Annotated in this window: 16 protein-coding genes; 7 read left to right on the forward strand and 9 right to left on the reverse strand. The window is 47.4% G+C overall.

The window, feature by feature from the left end; genetic code table 11:
• The first annotated feature begins 6 nt into the window (after nucleotides 1–6).
• A complete protein-coding gene (locus tag HZB75_01920) occupies nucleotides 7–546 on the forward strand; it encodes a DUF1697 domain-containing protein (GenBank protein ID QQG51241.1) in 540 nt (179 codons plus the stop codon).
• A 35-nt stretch (nucleotides 547–581) separates the two neighbouring features.
• On the opposite strand, the gene HZB75_01925 is transcribed toward HZB75_01920, so the two are convergent.
• On the reverse strand, nucleotides 582–1,328 hold the full coding sequence (locus HZB75_01925; protein ID QQG51242.1) for a methyltransferase domain-containing protein: 747 nt from the start codon (nucleotides 1,326–1,328) through the stop codon (nucleotides 582–584).
• A gap of 323 nt (nucleotides 1,329–1,651) precedes the next feature.
• Here HZB75_01925 and HZB75_01930 point away from each other — a divergent pair, with 323 nt between their 5' ends.
• Entirely contained in the window at nucleotides 1,652–3,010 is a 1,359-nt protein-coding gene (locus HZB75_01930; GenBank protein ID QQG51356.1) for an MFS transporter, read from the forward strand.
• 1 nt (nucleotide 3,011) lies between these two features.
• Here HZB75_01930 and HZB75_01935 read toward each other — a convergent pair whose 3' ends face one another.
• Nucleotides 3,012–3,596, reverse strand: coding sequence for a hypothetical protein (locus tag HZB75_01935; GenBank protein ID QQG51243.1), 585 nt, complete (start codon nucleotides 3,594–3,596; stop codon nucleotides 3,012–3,014).
• 79 nt (nucleotides 3,597–3,675) lie between these two features.
• Here HZB75_01935 and aspA point away from each other — a divergent pair, with 79 nt between their 5' ends.
• Nucleotides 3,676–5,115, forward strand: coding sequence for an aspartate ammonia-lyase (gene aspA, locus HZB75_01940; protein QQG51244.1), 1,440 nt, complete (start codon nucleotides 3,676–3,678; stop codon nucleotides 5,113–5,115).
• Nucleotides 5,116–5,180: 65 nt separating this feature from the next.
• Here the strand turns inward: aspA and HZB75_01945 are convergent, their stop codons facing one another.
• Together HZB75_01945 and HZB75_01950 are read right to left on the reverse strand one after the other, a co-directional pair.
• On the reverse strand, nucleotides 5,181–5,597 hold the full coding sequence (locus tag HZB75_01945) for a nuclear transport factor 2 family protein (GenBank protein QQG51245.1): 417 nt from the start codon (nucleotides 5,595–5,597) through the stop codon (nucleotides 5,181–5,183).
• 122 nt (nucleotides 5,598–5,719) lie between these two features.
• Nucleotides 5,720–6,412 carry a GNAT family N-acetyltransferase gene (locus HZB75_01950; GenBank protein QQG51246.1) on the reverse strand — a complete coding sequence of 231 codons (693 nt, stop codon included), beginning with the start codon at nucleotides 6,410–6,412 and terminating at the stop codon, nucleotides 5,720–5,722.
• A gap of 318 nt (nucleotides 6,413–6,730) precedes the next feature.
• On the opposite strand from HZB75_01950, the gene HZB75_01955 reads away from it, so the two are divergent.
• Nucleotides 6,731–10,639, forward strand: coding sequence for a DUF4082 domain-containing protein (locus HZB75_01955; protein ID QQG51247.1), 3,909 nt, complete (start codon nucleotides 6,731–6,733; stop codon nucleotides 10,637–10,639).
• 1 nt (nucleotide 10,640) lies between these two features.
• Here HZB75_01955 and HZB75_01960 read toward each other — a convergent pair whose 3' ends face one another.
• Nucleotides 10,641–11,540, reverse strand: coding sequence for a hypothetical protein (locus tag HZB75_01960; GenBank protein ID QQG51248.1), 900 nt, complete (start codon nucleotides 11,538–11,540; stop codon nucleotides 10,641–10,643).
• On the reverse strand, nucleotides 11,540–12,010 hold the full coding sequence (locus HZB75_01965) for a PspC domain-containing protein (protein ID QQG51249.1): 471 nt from the start codon (nucleotides 12,008–12,010) through the stop codon (nucleotides 11,540–11,542). Before HZB75_01965 ends, HZB75_01960 begins: the two co-directional genes overlap by 1 nt.
• A 108-nt stretch (nucleotides 12,011–12,118) precedes the next feature.
• Here HZB75_01965 and HZB75_01970 point away from each other — a divergent pair, with 108 nt between their 5' ends.
• From HZB75_01970 to HZB75_01980, 3 genes are all read left to right on the forward strand, one after another.
• Nucleotides 12,119–12,592, forward strand: a complete 474-nt coding sequence (locus HZB75_01970) for a flavodoxin domain-containing protein (GenBank protein ID QQG51250.1) — start codon at nucleotides 12,119–12,121, stop codon at nucleotides 12,590–12,592.
• A 184-nt stretch (nucleotides 12,593–12,776) separates the two neighbouring features.
• A complete protein-coding gene (locus HZB75_01975) occupies nucleotides 12,777–15,101 on the forward strand; it encodes a ribonucleoside-triphosphate reductase (protein ID QQG51251.1) in 2,325 nt (774 codons plus the stop codon).
• Between the two features lie 5 nt (nucleotides 15,102–15,106).
• A complete protein-coding gene (locus HZB75_01980; protein ID QQG51252.1) occupies nucleotides 15,107–15,667 on the forward strand; it encodes a cob(I)yrinic acid a,c-diamide adenosyltransferase in 561 nt (186 codons plus the stop codon).
• A 24-nt stretch (nucleotides 15,668–15,691) separates the two neighbouring features.
• Here HZB75_01980 and HZB75_01985 read toward each other — a convergent pair whose 3' ends face one another.
• Genes HZB75_01985 through pheA form a run of 3 tightly spaced genes read right to left on the reverse strand, consistent with a single transcriptional unit; the run spans nucleotide 15,692 to nucleotide 18,516 of the window.
• On the reverse strand, nucleotides 15,692–16,342 hold the full coding sequence (locus HZB75_01985) for a Crp/Fnr family transcriptional regulator (protein QQG51253.1): 651 nt from the start codon (nucleotides 16,340–16,342) through the stop codon (nucleotides 15,692–15,694).
• A gap of 12 nt (nucleotides 16,343–16,354) precedes the next feature.
• Nucleotides 16,355–17,449: a histidinol-phosphate transaminase gene (locus HZB75_01990; protein QQG51254.1), complete on the reverse strand. Its 1,095-nt coding sequence runs from the start codon at nucleotides 17,447–17,449 to the stop codon at nucleotides 16,355–16,357.
• Complete coding sequence (gene pheA / locus HZB75_01995; protein ID QQG51255.1) at nucleotides 17,446–18,516, reverse strand: prephenate dehydratase; 1,071 nt, start codon at nucleotides 18,514–18,516, stop codon at nucleotides 17,446–17,448. Before pheA ends, HZB75_01990 begins: the two co-directional genes overlap by 4 nt.
• Between the last annotated feature and the right edge of the window lie 311 nt (nucleotides 18,517–18,827).

The raw sequence follows: 18,827 nt of genomic DNA on the forward strand, positions 1-18,827 counted from the left end.
AAATGCATGATATATGTGGCACTTCTTCGGGGAATAAACGTTGGTGGTAATAACAAGGTAGATATGAAACGGCTTAAGGCCGCATTTGAGCGTGTTGGTCTAAAGAAGGTTGTTACCTACATAAATAGCGGTAATATTATTTTCGAAGACACCGACATACCTTACGCAAAACTTGCGGATCTTTTGGAGCGTGTGATAAAAGAGGAATTTGGCCTTGATATAAGAGTATTACTAAAAAGCTTGGATACAATGAAGACTATTGTGGGCGCACTGCCGAAAGAATGGCAAAATAGCGACGAAATGAAATGCGACGTACTTTTTTTGTGGGATGAAATTAATACGCCTGAAATTATGACACAACTGACATTTAAAGATTTTGAACAAGTAAAGTATGTTGCGGGCGCACTGCTGTGGAGTGTCGAGAGGAAGAATGCTACGCGAAGTAGCCTACCAAAAATCGTGGGCACTGCCATGTATAAAAAGATGACAATTCGTAACTGCAATACCGCCAGAAAGTTGTTGGGTATGATGGAGAATTTGCAGTAAAATTGTAGCTTCCGCCTACGCGCAGAAACATTCGATTATTTTTTATGTTTTTTCATGAGATTCGTAGCGTTAAAAAGATTTACCCATTGCGCTAGCTTCATTTGAGACGGGCGAATATCCGCAGGAAGCCCAATAGAGTTTTTTGCTGTTTTGGCAAATATTTTTGGATCGGAAAAACAACCAACGATGAATTTTCGGTATGCCGGCATTTGACTACGAGGAATAAGAGGCTCGTCTCGGTGGATTATTTCGATAAGAACGGTATCGACATTCGGATGCGGCCAAAAGTCTGTGCGTTGAAGCGGTCTTCGGATTCGAACGGCAAATTCTGGCCCTATTGCCATGCCAAGCTGTCCGGTAAAGCGGTCTGAGTTTGGCAACAGTTTATTTGCGAATTGTTTTTGAACGATAAGGTATGTTGCGACAGGTGGATTCTCGGCCTCGGCAATTTTATGGAGGATTGGTGAACTAAGATGAAAAGGGATATTGGCAAATATTTTATACGGTGTTTTTGGAAGCGGCATGGCAAGAAAATCACCTTCCTGGACATCGACATTCGGGTAGCGCTGCATGTTCTGGCGTAGTTTTTCTGCGGTTCGCGGCTCGAATTCTATGGCAATAACTTTCTTGCACCTCATGGCAAGAACAGACGAAATAGTACCGCTGCCCGCGCCGATATCATAAACAATATCTTTAGAGTTTATCGAGGTGTGGCCGACAAGCTCTTTTATAAGACTTGGATTGCGAAGAAAATATTGTGAATAATGAGCAAGTCGTTTCATGGTGGATGTACCTTTATCTTAACAGGAAAATCAAAAAATCCCAGGATTGAACCTGGGATGATGGTTAGCGCTTTTTCTGTGATTTTGCTTTTTTCTTCAGAAGACGCTTGCGGGACGCACCGTGCCAGTTCTTGTGTTTTGCCATGACATTTAATCCAATCGTTAATATAATTCTCTTTATCATAGCATGTTATGGGGTAAAACGCGCTAAAATCACTCAAAGTGTGCTTGCGCTCACACATTAGAAACAGATATAATAGACAAATATGAAAAAATCGGACACTAATGACTCAACGCCAGATCTTTCTGTACATGCGCCGTACATGAAGACGTTCTTTAATCTACTTGCTAACACGCTATTTGTTTCGGTTATCGATTTTACCGTCTGGTTTGCGATCACGTTCTATATTTATTTGCAAACTCGCTCGGTGTTCGCAACGGCGATGATTTCGGGTATTTACCTTGTGACAACGGTGTTTACAGGTATTTGGTTCGGTAGTTTGGTCGATCACCACAAAAAGAAAACAATGATGTTGCTCTCGACAGTCGTGTCATTTATCTTCTATGCAATTTGTTTTGGTATTTATCAAACAGTGCCGCACGAAACTTTTACCGACCCGGCAAACCCTATGCTTTGGGTGTTTGTGACACTAATTATTATTGGTGTTATTGCTGGTAATATTCGTACTATTGCGCTTCCAACGATTGTGACGATTCTTATTCCTGAGGATAGGCGCGCAAAAGCGAACGGTTTGGTGGGGACGGCGTCGGGTATATCGTTCCTCGTTACAGCGGCAATAAGTGGTGTGTTGGTTGCACAGGGTGGCATGTTCTATGTGCTTATTTTGGCGGCGGCGATTCAGGTGCTTGCAATTATTCACCTGTGGTTTATACCGGTTCCCGAAAAAGGTATCGTTCATGTCGAGGGGGCACCGGAGGCATCGAAAAAGATCGACCTAAAGGGCACCTACAAAATCGTTCGTGGCGTTCCAGGCCTCATGGCACTTATTTTGTTCTCGACGTTCAACAACTTTTTGGGCGGCGTGTTTATGGCGCTTATGGACGCTTACGGTCTTTCGCTAGTTTCGGTTGAGGTATGGGGATTCATTTGGGCGCTTCTTAGCACCGGATTTATTGTGGGTGGACTAGTTATTGCTAAGGTGGGTCTTGGCAAGAATCCTGTAAGGACATTGCTACTCGCAAACGTAATTTTGTGGGTAATTAGTAGTGTATTTACGATTCAGGCGTCACTACTACTGCTTGTTGTTGGTATGTATATTTATATGCTACTTGTGCCGTATATCGAGGCGTCGGAGCAAACGATTTTGCAGAAAGTTGTGCCGTACGAACGCCAGGGGCGTGTGTTTGGGTTTGCGCAAAGTGTTGAACAGTCGGCATCGCCGCTTACTGCGTTTATGATCGGCCCTATAGCGCAGTTTATCTTTATTCCGTTCATGACAACAGGCGCAGGGGTAACAATGCTAGGCGGTTGGTTTGGCACCGGTGCGGATAGGGGCATTGCACTCGTATTTACAATTACTGGAATTATTGGCCTGATCGCGACACTGCTTGCGCTGACGACTAAATATTACCGCCAGCTTTCGAAGCGCTATCTTGAAAGCAAAAACGAAGGGGCGGACGTTCAGGTAGACAAGGTAATAAAAGAAGGTCTTGTAGAATAAGCTAGCTAATCAAAAGCTTCTTGATGTCGGTCCAACTCTCCACGCGTTCAATATTTGCCGGAAGTGTATCGGCTTGATTCCACGAATAGTTGCCGAATAGTAAAACGCGAACGCCACATTCTGCCACAACTTTTGCGTGGTGAAGATGATCATCTATCAATATACTTGCACCGATATCCTGGCAGACAGTCGCCTTAGAACGGGGTGTTTCTGTAAAGAAATTTGTGTATTCGACAGATGTGAAAATATCAGGGAAATACTGTTCCAGCATTGCCTCGGTGGCGGGTGCGAGAAAATCTGCGCGCCCTGTAACGACGTGGAGCTCGTAGTGTTTAGCGAGCTCGCGCGCGACATCTATTGCCTCGCGAAAGGGCGGAAGTTGCTGATATTCATCGGTCATCAGGTAATCATCGACACGCTTAATCGCTTCGGCGCGGCTTGTCGTACCCCATAGTGTTAGGTCTTCGGAGTAAAAATCGCTAATATCGAGGTTTGTTCCGTACGTTGTGTTGTAATGCTGTAAAATATACGGCGCACTTCCAACAATAACGTCATCGCAGTCTATCGCTATAATCAGCTTTGTCATTGCTTTACTATACATCTTTGGTGTGTTTTTGAAAAATAAACATAGGCACTGTAATTGACATAGTTGCTATAATATAAAGATGATAGAATCTAACTTTCGAACCGAGCACGATCTTCTTGGAGACCGAAAAGTACCATCTAACGTCTATTATGGAGTGCATACCCTGCGCGCCACCGAGAACTTTCCGATAACGGGCACCTCTGTGCAAATGTACCCTGGGTTTATCGATGCGATTGCCTATATAAAAGAAGCCTGCGCTGTCGCAAACTACCGCCTAGGGCTGCTGGATAGAATCCGCACCGAAGCAATTGTAAAAGCATGTCAAGAAATTCGTGAAGGTAAACTGCACGAATTTTTTGTTGTCGATGTGATCCAGGGCGGGGCGGGAACCTCGATGAACATGAACGCGAATGAAGTTATTGCTAATAGGGCGCTTGAGATTTTGGGATATAAAAAAGGCGACTATAAGCATTTGCATCCGCTTGATCATGTGAATATGAGCCAAAGCACGAACGATGTTTATCCGTCTTCTATAAAAGTAGCGTTGCGTTTTGAAATAGATAAATTGGTTGAAGCCCTTGATGTTTTGCATAGCGAATTTGATCGAAAATCGACTGATTTTGCCGGCATACTAAAAATGGGGCGGACGCAGTTGCAAGAGGCGGTGCCTATGACGCTTGGACAAGAGTTTGGTACGTACGCGGCAATGCTCGCGAGTGATCGTAGGCGACTGGAAACAACAGCGCTTGCCGTTGAAGAGTTAAATATGGGCGCAACGGCAATCGGCACGGGTATTAATACGCACCCGGAATATGCGGGAACTGTTTGTCAAATCCTGTCAGAGCTGACGGGTTATAGTTTTACGAAAGCCGAGAATTTGATTGAATCGACACAGGACATGGGCGCGTTTGTTGAGCTTTCGGGAACGCTTAAAAGAATGGCAGTGAAGATATCGAAGGTATGTAACGATTTGCGCCTTCTTTCGTCGGGGCCGCGTGCAGGCTTTGGCGAGATTAACTTGCCAGCTGTTCAGGCGGGGTCGAGTATTATGCCGGGCAAGGTGAACCCGGTTATTCCCGAAGTAGTGAACCAAATTGCCTTCGAGGTTATCGGCAACGATGTTACCGTTTCGTTTGCGGCTGAGGCTGGGCAGTTACAGCTAAATGCATTCGAGCCTATTATTGCGCATAATCTACTAAACAGTCTTATTTATTTGCGCCAAGGGTATATTACGCTGGCGGTCAATTGCGTAAAAGGGATTACGGCAAATCATGAGCTATTAAGCCAAACGGTAGCGAACTCGATAGGTATTGTTACGGCACTAAACCCTCATATTGGCTACGCAAACACAAGCGCTGTCGCTAAAGAGGCGGCGCGTCGGAACAGTGGCGTTGTTGAGGTGATTTTAGAGATGGGGCTGATGACTCAAGAGGAGTTGGATAAAATTTTGCGCCCCGAAAACTTGACGCGGCCCAATCACGATGCGCACAGGAAAAGAAAAGTGCTAAAAAAGAAATAAAATCGTTTCGTCGGGCGCGCGGAGAACTGCGTGTGCAGCCCTCCGCGCGCCATTTCGCATGACGATCAGAACATCTGGCCGATCACCATCTCCACCTGGCTGCTCACGGTCAGCTTGCGGATCTTGCCGTCCGTGTCGAACTCGACGAGGTCAGCGGAGGGGATGACGACCGTCTGGCCCGTGGGCGGGTATGAGATACCCCACCCGTCGGTGAGTGGTCCCGAGAAGGTGACAGTCATGTCATAGGAGACACGAAGCGTGTCGCCTTTCTCTGCGACTTTGGCGACCTTGACGTTCTTTCCCAGATCCGGGAAGGCCGTCCGCTGCCGTGTGATCTCTTCCCAGAAACCCTCGAATCGTAAGGGTCCCTTGCCGAGTTCGGCGCGGAAGTCCCGCGAAACGAGTGCTGCCACGGCCGCGCGGTCATCGTTCGTGACCCCGTCCGTGAACGCCTTGTACGTGGTTTGATGCGGAGATATCACTGGTACTGTCCCATCTGCGAATGGGCGCCGGTGTAGCGCCTGTGTTATTATAAAAGATAACGAAAATAATTCAAGTACTACATGTATGTGCCCGCCGAACTGGATGTCCGGCGGGCGATTGATTAGGGGAGTGTGACGTTTGCGTCAGCCCATTGCAGCGCCTCTAGGGTGACGGCGCGGGCGGCTACGGCTGCTTGTGAAGGCGTGTCCTGCCCCCACCAGTTGCTCCAGAATGGCTCGAGCGGGTTAAGGCACTCAAGATTATCCTGGTGGCGAAGCTCTCCGTTCGTGTAGCAGGTGTTTCGCTCCACGTAGACATGGGTATAGCCGCTTTTTTGAAGCGCCTTCAGGCTAGCGACGTTTCCTTGAATGACCGCGGATTTGATCCGGGTGATTCCAAGTTCGCGAAACGCAAACCATGTCCTCGCCTTGTGGATATAGCTGGCGATACCTTTGCCCCAGTACTCCTTATCGAAGATAAGGACACCACTTGTCGCTTGCTTGATGCCGGTGCGTCCATGCTCGATTGCGTTGAGGCCGGACGTGCCGATGAGCGTGCGCTGATTGTCCTCGATAATCCAGATTCCCCAGATCATCGAATCTTTGTTCGCGCGGACACTGTCGTACCACTCCAGCTCATCCTCGAGTACGGGTGCCGACTGCCGGCCCAAAAAACGGACAACAGGGTAGCTTTGCATGCCTCCGGTGGAAGCGAATGAGCCCATTGCGTCTTTTTGCAAAGGCGCAAGCTCGACAACGATATCGTTGCCCTCGGTCTGCGGCACGGTGAGCCGCATGACTGGTCCAAATGCCATTGTTCCTCTCCTTTTCTTTATGGTTTCAGTATTTCTGAAACCAGAGAAGCCTCCGATATTCGATTGTTTGTACGAAAAAACCTCCGAAGTCGGAGGCTTATCTCGTTTCGCAAATGAAGTTTAGATTACAAGATAAGCCACGCAGTGTGAATTGCCGCCCTTAAGCATGTCGTGTGATGCGACGCGGCAAGATTCAATCTGTGTGGCTATATAATTCATAACATTTCGTATTATACCACAATTATATAAAAAAGAAATAATTTAGCATGAGCTTTTCTATTGTAGTGGCCACTGTTTTAGCATAAAATTAGATCAAGTATGAAGTTGGGTGATCGAAGCATACGGCCACTTAGGCGCATGAGGGTGCGAAAGTGGAGGCTACAAGCCTTTTTGGGTGTTGCTTTTCTGATCGCTGCAATAACCCCACTCTCTATGACATGGCTGGAAAACGTAAGTGCTGACTGTGCTTGTTCGCTTTTCGGTACTCCTACGGGCGCTTCTAACTTTAGCGAAGGCGCCGACCTAGAGCTGGGCGTGAAAGTAATACCCGATCAAGATGGCTATATTAGCGGCGTAAAGTTTTATAAGCAAGGGGCGATGTCGGGTGTTCACACGGGTAGGCTTTGGGCTGCGAACGGAACGCCTTTGGCATCGATAACCTACACTGAGACGGCGTCTGGCTGGCAGGAAGCGACATTTTCTACGCCTGTTTTTGTAACGGCGGGTACAACGTATGTCGCTTCAACGACATTTAACGACGGGCGATATATCGCAACCAGTAGTTATTTTACGACCGATATTATCAATGGTCCGCTAAAAGCACCTTCATCTGCCAGTTCGGGTGGTAATGGAGTTTTTGCAGGTAATGGTGGCGATTTTCCAGCTAGCTCGTTTAATGCAGCGAACTATTGGATAGACGTCATTTTCTTTGCGACAGCGCAACCGGAAGTGACGGCGGTTACTCCAACGGCGGGCGCGACAAATGAGCAATTAGGAACGACGATATCGGCAACGTTCAGTACAAGTATGGACACTGCGACGCTAACCAGTGATAAATTTATTGTAGAAGATGCTTCGGGTGATCCCGTTCCGGGTGTTATTAGTTACGATGGCGCATCTAAAACAGCATCGTTTGTGGCAGATGAAGGCTTTGAGGTTAATACCGAGTATACAATTTTATTAAAAGGTGGAACCGGGGATGTTCTTAAAAACAACGCCGGCCTGCCGCTTGCAGCCGACTATACATGGTCATTCACCACAGCCGCTACGAATGCGTGCCCGTGTTCGCTAAAGGATAAAGTTAATCCGACGAATGTTCTTACGGCCAGCGAGGCGGCCCCTGTTGAGCTTGGGGTGAAAATTAAGCCAAGTAGCAACGGCTACATTACCTCGCTGCGATACTTTAAACCCTTGCTAAGTAACGACACAACGAATGCGGCGAGGGTATGGAGCTCGACTGGCACGAGTCTTGCCACGGCGACATTCGACAACCAGTCTGATTATGGCTGGCAAGAGGCAAAACTTTCAACGCCTCTCCGTGTTTATAAAAATCAGTTGTATATAATTTCATACACAGCCTCGAGTACTTATGTTTCTTCGAATGGCGCGTTGACAGGGCAGAATATCCAAAATGGATATCTGACTGCTTTCGCAAACGACTCGGCCGAGAATGCGGCGACGTCGAGCGGAAATCGCAACGGTGTATTTAATATCAGTGGCGGTAACTATCCGGGTACGGGAAGTACCACGGGTAACTACTACTGGATTGATGCCGTTTTCTCGACTACGTCAACTATTACTAATCCACTAGCTGTTGAAGTGACGCAGCCAAGTAGTGGAGCCTATGGTATTGCTGCCGACGCCGAAATCACCGCCCAGTTTAATAGGGTTCTGGATAATGCAACGGTAACAAATGCATCGTTTCGATTATTTAATTCGAGCGGCACGCAGGTAAGTGGTGCCGCTAGCTACGACTCTCGAACCGGAGGCGCGCTGTTTACCCCGTCGAGTCCTCTTTCTGCCGGTGCACGTTACACGGCTAAAATTGCCGCATCTGTTGCTGATGGCGACGGTGTAGAACTAGGATCGGAATATGAATGGAGCTTTACCGTTGGAAGCGCAGCTTCACCAACCCTCTCTCAGGGTGCGGGTGGTCCGATTCTTGTTGTGACATCTGCGGCAAATCCATACAGCACCTACTATGCCGAAATCCTACGAGCAGAAGGCTTAAACGAATTTGAAGTAAAAGATATCGATGATATCACGCCAACCGTTCTTACCAACTACAATGCTGTTATATTGTCTGAACTGTCTTTAAGCGCTGCTCAGGCTACTGTCTTTACGACTTGGGTGAATGCCGGGGGTGATCTTGTGGCTATGCGCCCCGATAGTGATCTTGCGAGCTTACTTGGAATAAGTTCTGCCGGGGGAACATTGACGAATCAATATCTTATGATCGACACAACTCAGGCTCCTGGCGAAGGGCTTGTTAATGAAACGATACAGTTTAAGGGTGTGGCCGATAACTACACCCTAAATGGCGCGCGTGCGGTGGCGACACTTTACAGTGATGTTTCGACAAGTACGACTAATCCTGCTGTAACAACCCGCCAAGTAGGGACAAAAGGTGGCTCGGCGACAGCATTTACCTACGATCTTGCGAAATCCGTAATCGCTCTCCACCAAGGCAATCAGGCTTGGGCGGGGCAAGAGCGTGATAGTAGCTCGCCGCGCCGGCCAAATGATCTGTTTTTTGGAGCGAAAGCCGGAGACGTGCAGCCTGATTGGGTTAATCTTAACAAAATGCACATTCCTCAGGCAGATGAACAACAGCGTTTGCTGGCGAACACGATCATCGATGCCACAAAAGAGGCGCAACCATTGCCGCGTTTTTGGTATCTGCCACACGACTACAAAGCGGCGATGGTAATGGCGGGTGATGATCATGGGTTAAGTAATGCCAATGGCACCGAAAAAATCTTGAATAACTGGCTGAATGATAGCCCTACTTATTGCTCCGAAATGGATTGGGAGTGTGTTCGCGCGACACATTATATTTATGCAAGCTCTGCGTTAACAAACACACGTGCTGGTCAGTACTATAATTTGGGATTCGAGATCGGTGATCATGTTGACAGCGCCTGTACAAACCTTTCGTATGCGGCAACACTTAATCAATATAATGCAGATCTCGCAATATGGCGGGCTAAGTACACAAGCTTACCCGACCAGCTTTCTCACCGGTTCCATTGTTATGCTTGGGGCGATTGGGACAGTCAAATCAAAATTGATGATGTACTAGGAATTAGATACGATCTTAACTACGTCGCTTACCCGGCATCATGGATTGGGTCAAACGCGACGGTTATAACAGGGTCGGCCATGAATATGCGATTTACCGATGCAACGGGCGGTATGCTTGATGTTCGCCAAGGTGTGACGAACTTCGACGATCAGGCATCGACAGCGACAAATATCAATGCCACACTGGCAAATGCGGTCGGGGCAGCTGGGTACTACGGAATTTTTGGCACGCACTACGATATGACGAATACGTTTGATAAAACGCTTGCAGCAGCAGCGCGAACGTACAACATACCTATGATTAGTGCTGAACAAGCGCTGTTGTGGCAAGAGGGTCGTGAAAGCTCGACAATCAGCGACATGACAGCGACGGTTGGGCGAACTAGCTTTACGCTGTCGCCTGCCGAAGGCGCAAATGGTCTCCGGACGATGCTGCCCGTGTCAAACGGCGGAGGCAGCCTAACGACGTTGCTGCGAGGTGCAAGTACCGTCTCGTTTGATATAAGTACGATCAAAGGTATCGAGTATGCTGTATTTGATGCGCTACCAGGAGAGTACGAGGCGACATACAGCAACTACACACCGCCAGTCGATGAGGAGCCGGAAACGCCAACGCCAGAAGAGCCGGGTGTGCCTTCGTCGCCAGATGGTGGAAGCGGAAACGAAGACGGTGCTACAGGACAGCCTGGAGCCGGAGGCGGCGCTGTGGAAGGACCTGAAGAGACTCCTACCGATGCTATTCCTGAAGAGCCGGTTAATCAAAACGAAGAGCCAGGCGTGCAACAGCCGCAGACGCAGGATGAGACCAAAAAACCCACAGTCGATAATTCGCTGTGGGTATGGATAGTTGGTGGGTTCGTATTTGTGGTGTTGTCGGGGCTGTTGTTTATAGGAATACGTCGACGAAGTCACGAACAAAACTAAACTAGTAGTAAGTAATCTTCAAGTTTGCCATGCCTATTTTACCTTCAAGTCGTATTTTTTGGTCAGCTAGGTCGTAGCCGGTTGTTTCATATATACCTTTGCTAATTTCGTGCATATCGGGAATACTGATGTTACTTACGCCCGATTCAACAGTATTGTGAATGCCTGCTCCGCGTGGAATCAATAATTCAATCGAACTTACACCGGTGTCGAGATGAATTGTCGTTGCTTTGGTTTTTTGTCCTAGTTTAATCGTGTTCGAGCTGGCGCCAGATTTAATCGTGAGGACATGAAGTGGAACACGCGAGAAATCTGCATCCACATTTGCTGCACCCGAAGATAGCGTAACGTCAGTCGCGATTGTCTCGTTCATGGTGACATTGAGGTCATTTGAAGATCCAAGCCACCAGTTCGTATTATTTGTCGCTTCGAGGTCGATTGTTTGTGTTCCATCTTTTAATGTCTCATTGTGACGAAGCTCGCCACCGTAAGCCGCACGCACCAGCGACCCCTCGGTGTCTGAATCTATCTTTAGTTTGCCTGCAGCATTTTTTATAAGTAGGTTGATCATGTGAACATCTGTGTCGGGTTTTGCTACAGTAACACTGCTATTTGCCGACTGTTGGGCGGCTGGCGGCTGAAGATAGCCGGTGGCGATTGCTACTGCGCCTGCAAGAAGCGTGACAATTAGTAGCATGACTGTCGAACCCCATAACCAGCTGCGGACAGAAAGTAATGATATTCCAGAGAAAACGATAAGGAGCGGCCACATACGCGCGACACTTTCTCCGTCGATGACAACAATATTGTAGTACTGAAGAAGAGCTAAGACGCCTATTGTAACAAGTGTAAGTCCCCAGATGTATCTCCCAAATGCAATATCTTGTGTTTTGGTTTTCATTATTTACCACTCCGTAGCAAGATAACGGCTCCGATTGCAATAAGAATCATCGGCCAGAAGATTGCGCCGTACGTCTCAATCCAGTTTGGAAATATCTGGGCGAGTAAGAGCCATACTCCTAGCAAAATAAGGCCGACTCCAGCGTAGTTTCGCATGCGATGTGTCGATTCGACACTTTTAGCTTCCGACGCCAATTCTTGAAGGTTATTAGAAATCTCGTTTGGCTCGCCCGACTGAACCGGCATAACGATTGCAAGGACAAGATATACAAGAATGCCAAAGCCGCCGCTGATAAACGTAAATATAATAAAGGCGACGCGCAGAAGCGTAACATCGACGGCAAAGTATTCAGCGAGTCCCGAACATACCCCGGCAATTTTGCCAGTCTTAGGGCGTCGGTATAGCTTGCGGACCGGTGGTTGGATGTGGTGAGTTTTCTTTTCGTCTTTATCTGGTGCTGGGTTGCTCATGGGAGTCTCCTTATTCTGGTTTTGCTTTAAGTATAGTATATGTCAACTGGCGCTTGTGTGCGAATAATCACATATGATCAGCGGCACATCTGTTTAAATGGTGATGACATGAAATCATTAATTATATACGATTCTGCATACGGAAATACGGAAATGGTAGCGCTTGCTATTAAACGGGCACTCGATGAACAAGGGGCTGCTACTATCTCACTGGTTAAGAGTGCGCAAGCGGATATGCTCGATGACATAGATTTGCTTATTGTAGGGTCTCCAACACAAGGTGGACAGCCAACTCGTGCAATGCTTGATTATGTGAGAGATATTCCGAATATCCGAGTTAAGAACCTGCGTATTGCCTCGTTTGATACGCGCTACGCCGAAAAAGAACACGGATTTGGCCTAAAGATGTTAATGAGGATTATCGGCTACGCTGCTCCAAAAATGGCGGACATATTGCGACTAAAGGGCGCCACATTAATTGGAAACCCCGAAGGGTTTATTGTCACGGGCCAAGAAGGTCCTTTGAAAGACGATGAACTGAATCGTGCTATTGCCTGGGCTCGAACACTTATCAAACGCTAGAAGTAGCGTAGCGAGACTCTTACAACACGCTAATGTAGTAATATAGTCATTAGTTTCTTGGGGTGTATATGCCAATTACAAATATAAGTGACAAGCATCACACCAATCCGTTTCTGGGTTATCTATAATACGCCTCACTGCCGGAGAGGCGTGTGTAATAAAAACAAAACGGGGGATAAGGGTAATGAAAAAAGATGCTAGTGGCACCGATGTGTCAGTTATTGAAGACTCTTTTGATAAAACTTCAGCGGTAAAGACATATAAGAAATATCTACCGCAAACGCAAAAGCGCGATGGAAGAGTGGTGCCGTTTGCATTTGGCAAAATCGTGACAGCAGTCGACAAAGCACTGCAAGAGACCAAGGAAGGGACGCGAGACGAAGCGATAGTTTTGGCGCACAAGGTTGCAAGCGAACTTGTGCTTGCTGCTAAAAAATACAAGGGCTTTTTGCCAAACGTAGAGGCTATCCAAGATGAAGTCGAGCGCCAACTTATGCTGGCAGATTATGTCGCGACGGCAAAGGCATTTATATTGTACCGCGAAGAGCATGCGAAAAAACGCCAAATGGAACAGGCGATTTCGCAGGAGATTCGCGATAAGGTCGCCGAGAGCGGCGCGTATTTCTCGTCGTCGTACCAAGAATTTATTTTTTACCAGTTCTATGCGAGGTGGCGCGATGACCTTGGGAGGCGCGAAACCTGGATTGAGGCGATCGACAGGTTTATGGCGTATATGCAGAAAAAACTTGGTGATAAGCTGACAGATAAAGAGTATAGTGAAGTCCGTCAGGCAATTATCAGCCGCGAGATTTGTCCTTCTATGCGACTTTTATGGTCGGCGGGCGATGCTTGTGAAGCGACAAATGTTTGCGCCTACAACTGTGCATATATTGCACCGACTTCTTGGCAAGATTTGTCTGAAATTATGTATGTTTCAATGTGCGGCGCCGGCTGTGGGTTTGCGGTAGAGCCAGAAAACGTTGAAAAGTTTCCGCAAATTCAAAAGCAAACGGGCAAGCAGCGCGAAAAGATTGTCGTAGAGGACAGCAAAGAAGGTTGGTGTGAGGCGTATGTTCAGGCCTGTGATGCTTGGGCCTCGGGGTATGATGTATTTATCGATTACTCTAAAGTTCGTCCCGCTGGCGACAGACTTATGACAATGGGTGGCCGCTCGTCGGGTCCCGCACCGCTGCGTGATCTCATGATCTTTACTCGCGCTAAAATGCTATCACGCCAAGGTCGTCGCCTATCGACGCTCGATCTGCACGATATTATCTGTCAGATCGGGCTGATTGTAGTTGCGGGTGGCGTGCGACGCTCGGCACTTATCTCGCTATCGTCGCTTGATGATTCTGCAATGCGTGACGCGAAAAAAGGTGCATTCTGGCAAACCGAAGGCCAGCGTTCAATGGCAAATAACTCTGCCGTGTACGAGGTAAAGCCTTCTGCTGGCGACTTTTTAGAGGAGTGGACGGCACTTGTAACGTCTGGCAGTGGTGAACGAGGCATCTTTAACCGCGGCGATTTGGACAAGCAGGTTCCTGCACGCCGCTGGAAAGAATTAGAGGGTAAGTCGCAGGTTGGCGTTAATCCGTGTGGCGAAATCTATTTGCAATCGAAACAATTTTGCAACCTTACATCTATTGTTGTTCGCCCAGATGACGACATGAAAAACCTTACACGGAAGATGCGACTTGCTGCGCTTGTAGGAACATACCAAGCAACCTTGACTGATTTTGGCTACCTTGATAAATCGTGGCATGAAAACTGTGAACGTGAACAGCTTCTGGGTGTCTCGATGACGGGCTATTACGACAACGAGATTGTCCGTAACGATAAAAACCTTGAAATACTGCGAGATAGTTGTGTTGAAGCGAACGTAAAATATGCAAAGCGTTTTGGCAAAAATCCATCGACAGCCGTCACTTGTGTAAAGCCGCATGGAAACTCCGGACAGCTGCTTGGTGTTGGTTCGGGTATGCACCCATGGTTTGCCAAGTATTACATTCGCCGCGTTCGAATAAGTATCAACGACCCGCTACTTAAGTTAGCGCAGGAACAAGGTGTGCCTATTTTTCCAGAGGTTGGCTACTCAACATCAACAGCCACAACAATGGTTCTGGAATTTCCTGTAAAAGCTCCAGAAGGTGCGATTGTTGCAAAGGATGTCTCTGCCCTTACGATGCTCGAAGAATGGAAGCGCTTAAAGACGCATTTTACCGAGCATAATCCATCGGTGACAATTTATGCAAGCGATAACGAATGGCTTTCGGTAGCAAACTTTGTGTACGAAAACTGGGATATTGTTGGCGGGCTATCGTTTCTTCCTCGAAACGATCACGTCTATCAACTTGCACCGTACGAAGAAATCACCGAGGAGGAATTTACGAAACGAACGAATGCGCTGGGCAAACTCGACTTTTCGCGACTTGTTATTTACGAACAGCAAGATCAAACGAATGGCGCTAAGGAGCTTGGTTGTGCGGGCGGCGTCTGCGAGATGCAGTAGCACATATGCAGGGTAAGCAAAAAGAAAGTCTCGTGGTTGTTTATACAGGCGATGGCAAAGGCAAAACAAGTGCAGGGCTCGGCTTAGTATGCCGGGCCCTCGGCGCTGGCTCGAAGGTGGCGTTTATACAATTTATTAAAAGCTGGCAGGTAAGTGAGGATGCGTTTTTTACAAAAATTGCCCCACTTTTTGATGGCAAGCTAGTGACGCATAAAGGCGGTAAAGGTTTTTACAATGCAGGCTCTATGAGCGCCGCAAATGTGAGTGTAAACGAGCATAAACTTGTTGCACGCAAGACGTATAATCTTGCGTTGGAATATGCGAGCAGTGGCGACTATGATTTGGTTGTTTGCGACGAAATTAACAATGCAGTTCACGACGGCCTACTATCGATCAATGATCTAAAAGAGCTCATCTACGCTAAGCATGAAAAAACAAGTCTTTGCCTGACGGGACGAAACTTTCCTATGGATAGTAAAGGTAGGGTTGATATTTTAACGGAAATGAAAAAACAAAAGCATCATTTTGATGATGGGTTTATTGCAAATCAAGGAATCGATTTTTAGTAGGTTACTTGATTAAAGGTAAACCTAGAGGTCTGAGCCTAGGGTCGCTTCGAGATCGGCGTGGCTGAATATAACAACACCACGTGCCTGTAGCTGAACGAGACCGGCAGTCTTGAGTGAACGAATTGTACGACTAACCGTTTCGCGCGATAAGCCTGAACGTTTTGCGAGGTCGCTTTCGGTAAGAGGAATAAATGTGCTGTTGTCGGGCCCTGGAACGCCGAATCGTGCCGAGGCGTTAAGTAATTCGAAAATGAGGCGACTTTTTGCACTACCGCCCATTAAGTGAGCGGTTCGTCGGAGTAGTCCGTCGGTCCCACGGTAGACGCGGCTCAAAAGCTCAAAGGTGACATCGGGGTTTTCTTTAAGAAACGCAACGACATCCTTTGCTGGTGCAATACGAACGGTAACGGAATTTACTGCCTCGTAAAAGTAACGATTCGGTGTGTCGTTAATAGCCTGCGAAAGCGGAAAAAAAGCACCAGACTTAAAGGCATTCACAACAATATCATTGCCGCCAACAGAAATATCGTAAGCGACGATTTGTCCCTCTTCGAGGTATATGATGTCCTTTAATTTTTCCTCGGGTCGTAGAACGAGTTCGCCTTTACTGAACTGACGGGAAGGGTAAGCGTCAAAAAACGATTTGACGGTTTCTTTGATCGTTGTATTCATCTTACCCATACTCTACTTCTTTTTTGCTGATGAGACAAGCGGAATGAGTGTATTTATGAAGCAATCGTTCTCTTGAGGCAGCCCAATACTGACACGGATCCAGCCGGACAAGCCATAATTATCAAGCGGGCGCACGATAATTCCCTGGCGCAAAAGGCTATCGTATACGGCGCTATCCGAAATGCGCAGTGTAATAAAGTTACCTTTCGATGGAATGAAATCGATGCCGTGAAGCGTCAGCTGCTGTTCGATTTTACGTCGTTCGTTTGCATTTGTCTTTCGGCTCATTTCTATGAACTTGTGATCGAGTAGGGCAGCCGAGGCGGCTACAACGGCAAGATGATTATTTGTAAATGGAAGACGTACGCGATTGATTAGCTCGGCAATATGAGGTGCTGCAATAGCGTACCCCACGCGCAGTCCCGCAATTCCATGTATCTTTGAGAAAGTGCGAATAATAATGACATTGGGATATTTTGCAGGCCAAAGCGCTGTGTTGTGGCGTTCACTCGGTTCGAGGTATTCGTAGTAGGCTTCGTCTAAAACGATGATGCAATTTTTTGGAACCTGCGTAATAAAGTTTTCTAGATCGGCATATGAAATGAATGTCCCTGTGGGGTTATTGGGGTTGGCTATCCATACTACTTTTGTCTTGGCAGCGAGGGCATTTTTCATGGCCTCAAGATCATGGCCGTAATTATTTGCCGGCACAATGTGGCTCGAGGCGCCCACTGTTTGAATAGCGACCTCGTACATGGCGAAAGCGTATTGTGACACGATTGATTCGTCGTTATTACCAAGAAATGTTCTTGCGATAAGATCGATAATATCGTTAGAGCCATTGCCAAGTATCAGCGAGTCGCCTGAAACGCCTAATTGTTCAGATAGGAGCCGAGTGAGCGAAAAAGTATCGGGGTAGCGATGAGAGTTTTGCAGGGCATGGCGCATTGCCTCTACGGCAGCGGGGCTTGGTCCGTGGGGGTTTTCGTTTGAATTAAGTTTAATAATGGCATCTGGCTGTAGGCCATAGCTCCGCGCAACGACTTCTATTGGAAGTCCGGGCTGATAGGGGGCAAGGGTTTTTATGTAGGGCTTTGGTGAGATCATAGTAGCGCTCCTTTTGGATATGACCCAAGAAATTTTGTCGAGGTGGTGACATCTTTGATTGCTTCAAGGGCGTTTTGTATTGGCGCATCATCTTTGTGTCCGTCTATGTCTATATAGAAATAATATTCCCATAAATTTTGACGTGATGGCCGCGATTCGAGCTTAACGATATTGATATTTTGATTGGCTAGTATTTCCAAAAGCCTATATAACGCGCCCGGTTTGTTCTGTGTCGTGCAAATAAGTGATGTTTTGTCGTCTCCCGTAGCTGAGGTTTCGTTTTTTCCCAAAACTAAGAAGCGCGTTGTGTTATTCGGTTCGTCCTCTATGTTTTTATGAAGTATTGCTAGCTTGTAAATAGATGCGGCGCGTTCACCTGCAATAGCGGCGGCTTCCGTAGAGTCGGCCGCTTGTCGGGCGGCCTCTGCATTACTGCTTGCGGGTGTTCTTGTGACATTGGGGAGATGTGTGTCGAGCCATTTTTTGCACTGGGCAAGCGCCTGCGGATGGGCGATAACTTCTTTGATGTGCTTAATGTCGTGTGTATTGGTAAGTAGCTGGTGATGAATAGGAGATGCTACTTCACCGCAAATAGTAAGCGGTGTCGATTGGAGTAAATCAAGCGTATGTGAGACCGACCCTTCAGTCGAATTTTCAATAGGCACAACAGCAATATCGGCCTGGCCGTTCTCTGCCATTACCAGTACTTCGCCAATCGAGCTTGCCCAAACGAATTCGGATGTCTGCCCACAGTGCCGCCTAGCAGCCTCTTCGCTGTAGGTACCTTCTGGTCCAAGATAGGCGACTTTTAGCGGTTGCTGAAGGTTGCGACATGCGGCGATTATCTCGCGGTAGATAGTTTCGACCGAAGAGTCCGGCAGTGCTTTGGTACTTGTTTGAAGAGCGTTATTTATGACGCTTCTTTCGCGGTCGGGTTTGTAAATAACCCCATCGGTTTTAGTACTGCCGATTTGTTTTGCTGTTTGGGCTCGTTGGTTGAGCAGCCCGACGATTTGTTGGTCGATGTTGTCTATTGTCGATCGGAGTTGCTCGATAGATTGGGCCATATGATTCCTTTTCTTATTAAAAAAACCGCCTGCTGGCGGGTTTGTATTTTGTGTATGCAAACAAATCCGCCTAGGAGGGGTTCGTAAAGGCAAAAAAGTTGCTTACAATGTAATGCATATTCGTACTATACCATGTGAGGCGATCGCTTGACAGTCTAAAGGGCGGTTGTTTATATTTGGAAAATCGCTCGACATTGTGGAGAGCGAACGACACGGGAGTTGATGATGGCTGGTTCCAACGATAGAATACGCAGCGAGGGCGCGGCACGGATTGCCGAGCTGACGCAAAGCGGCTTCTCGACCAATGCCAC

Source organism: Candidatus Saccharibacteria bacterium, assembly GCA_016432585.1.
In the GTDB taxonomy this organism is placed as follows: Bacteria; Patescibacteriota; Saccharimonadia; order Saccharimonadales; family Saccharimonadaceae.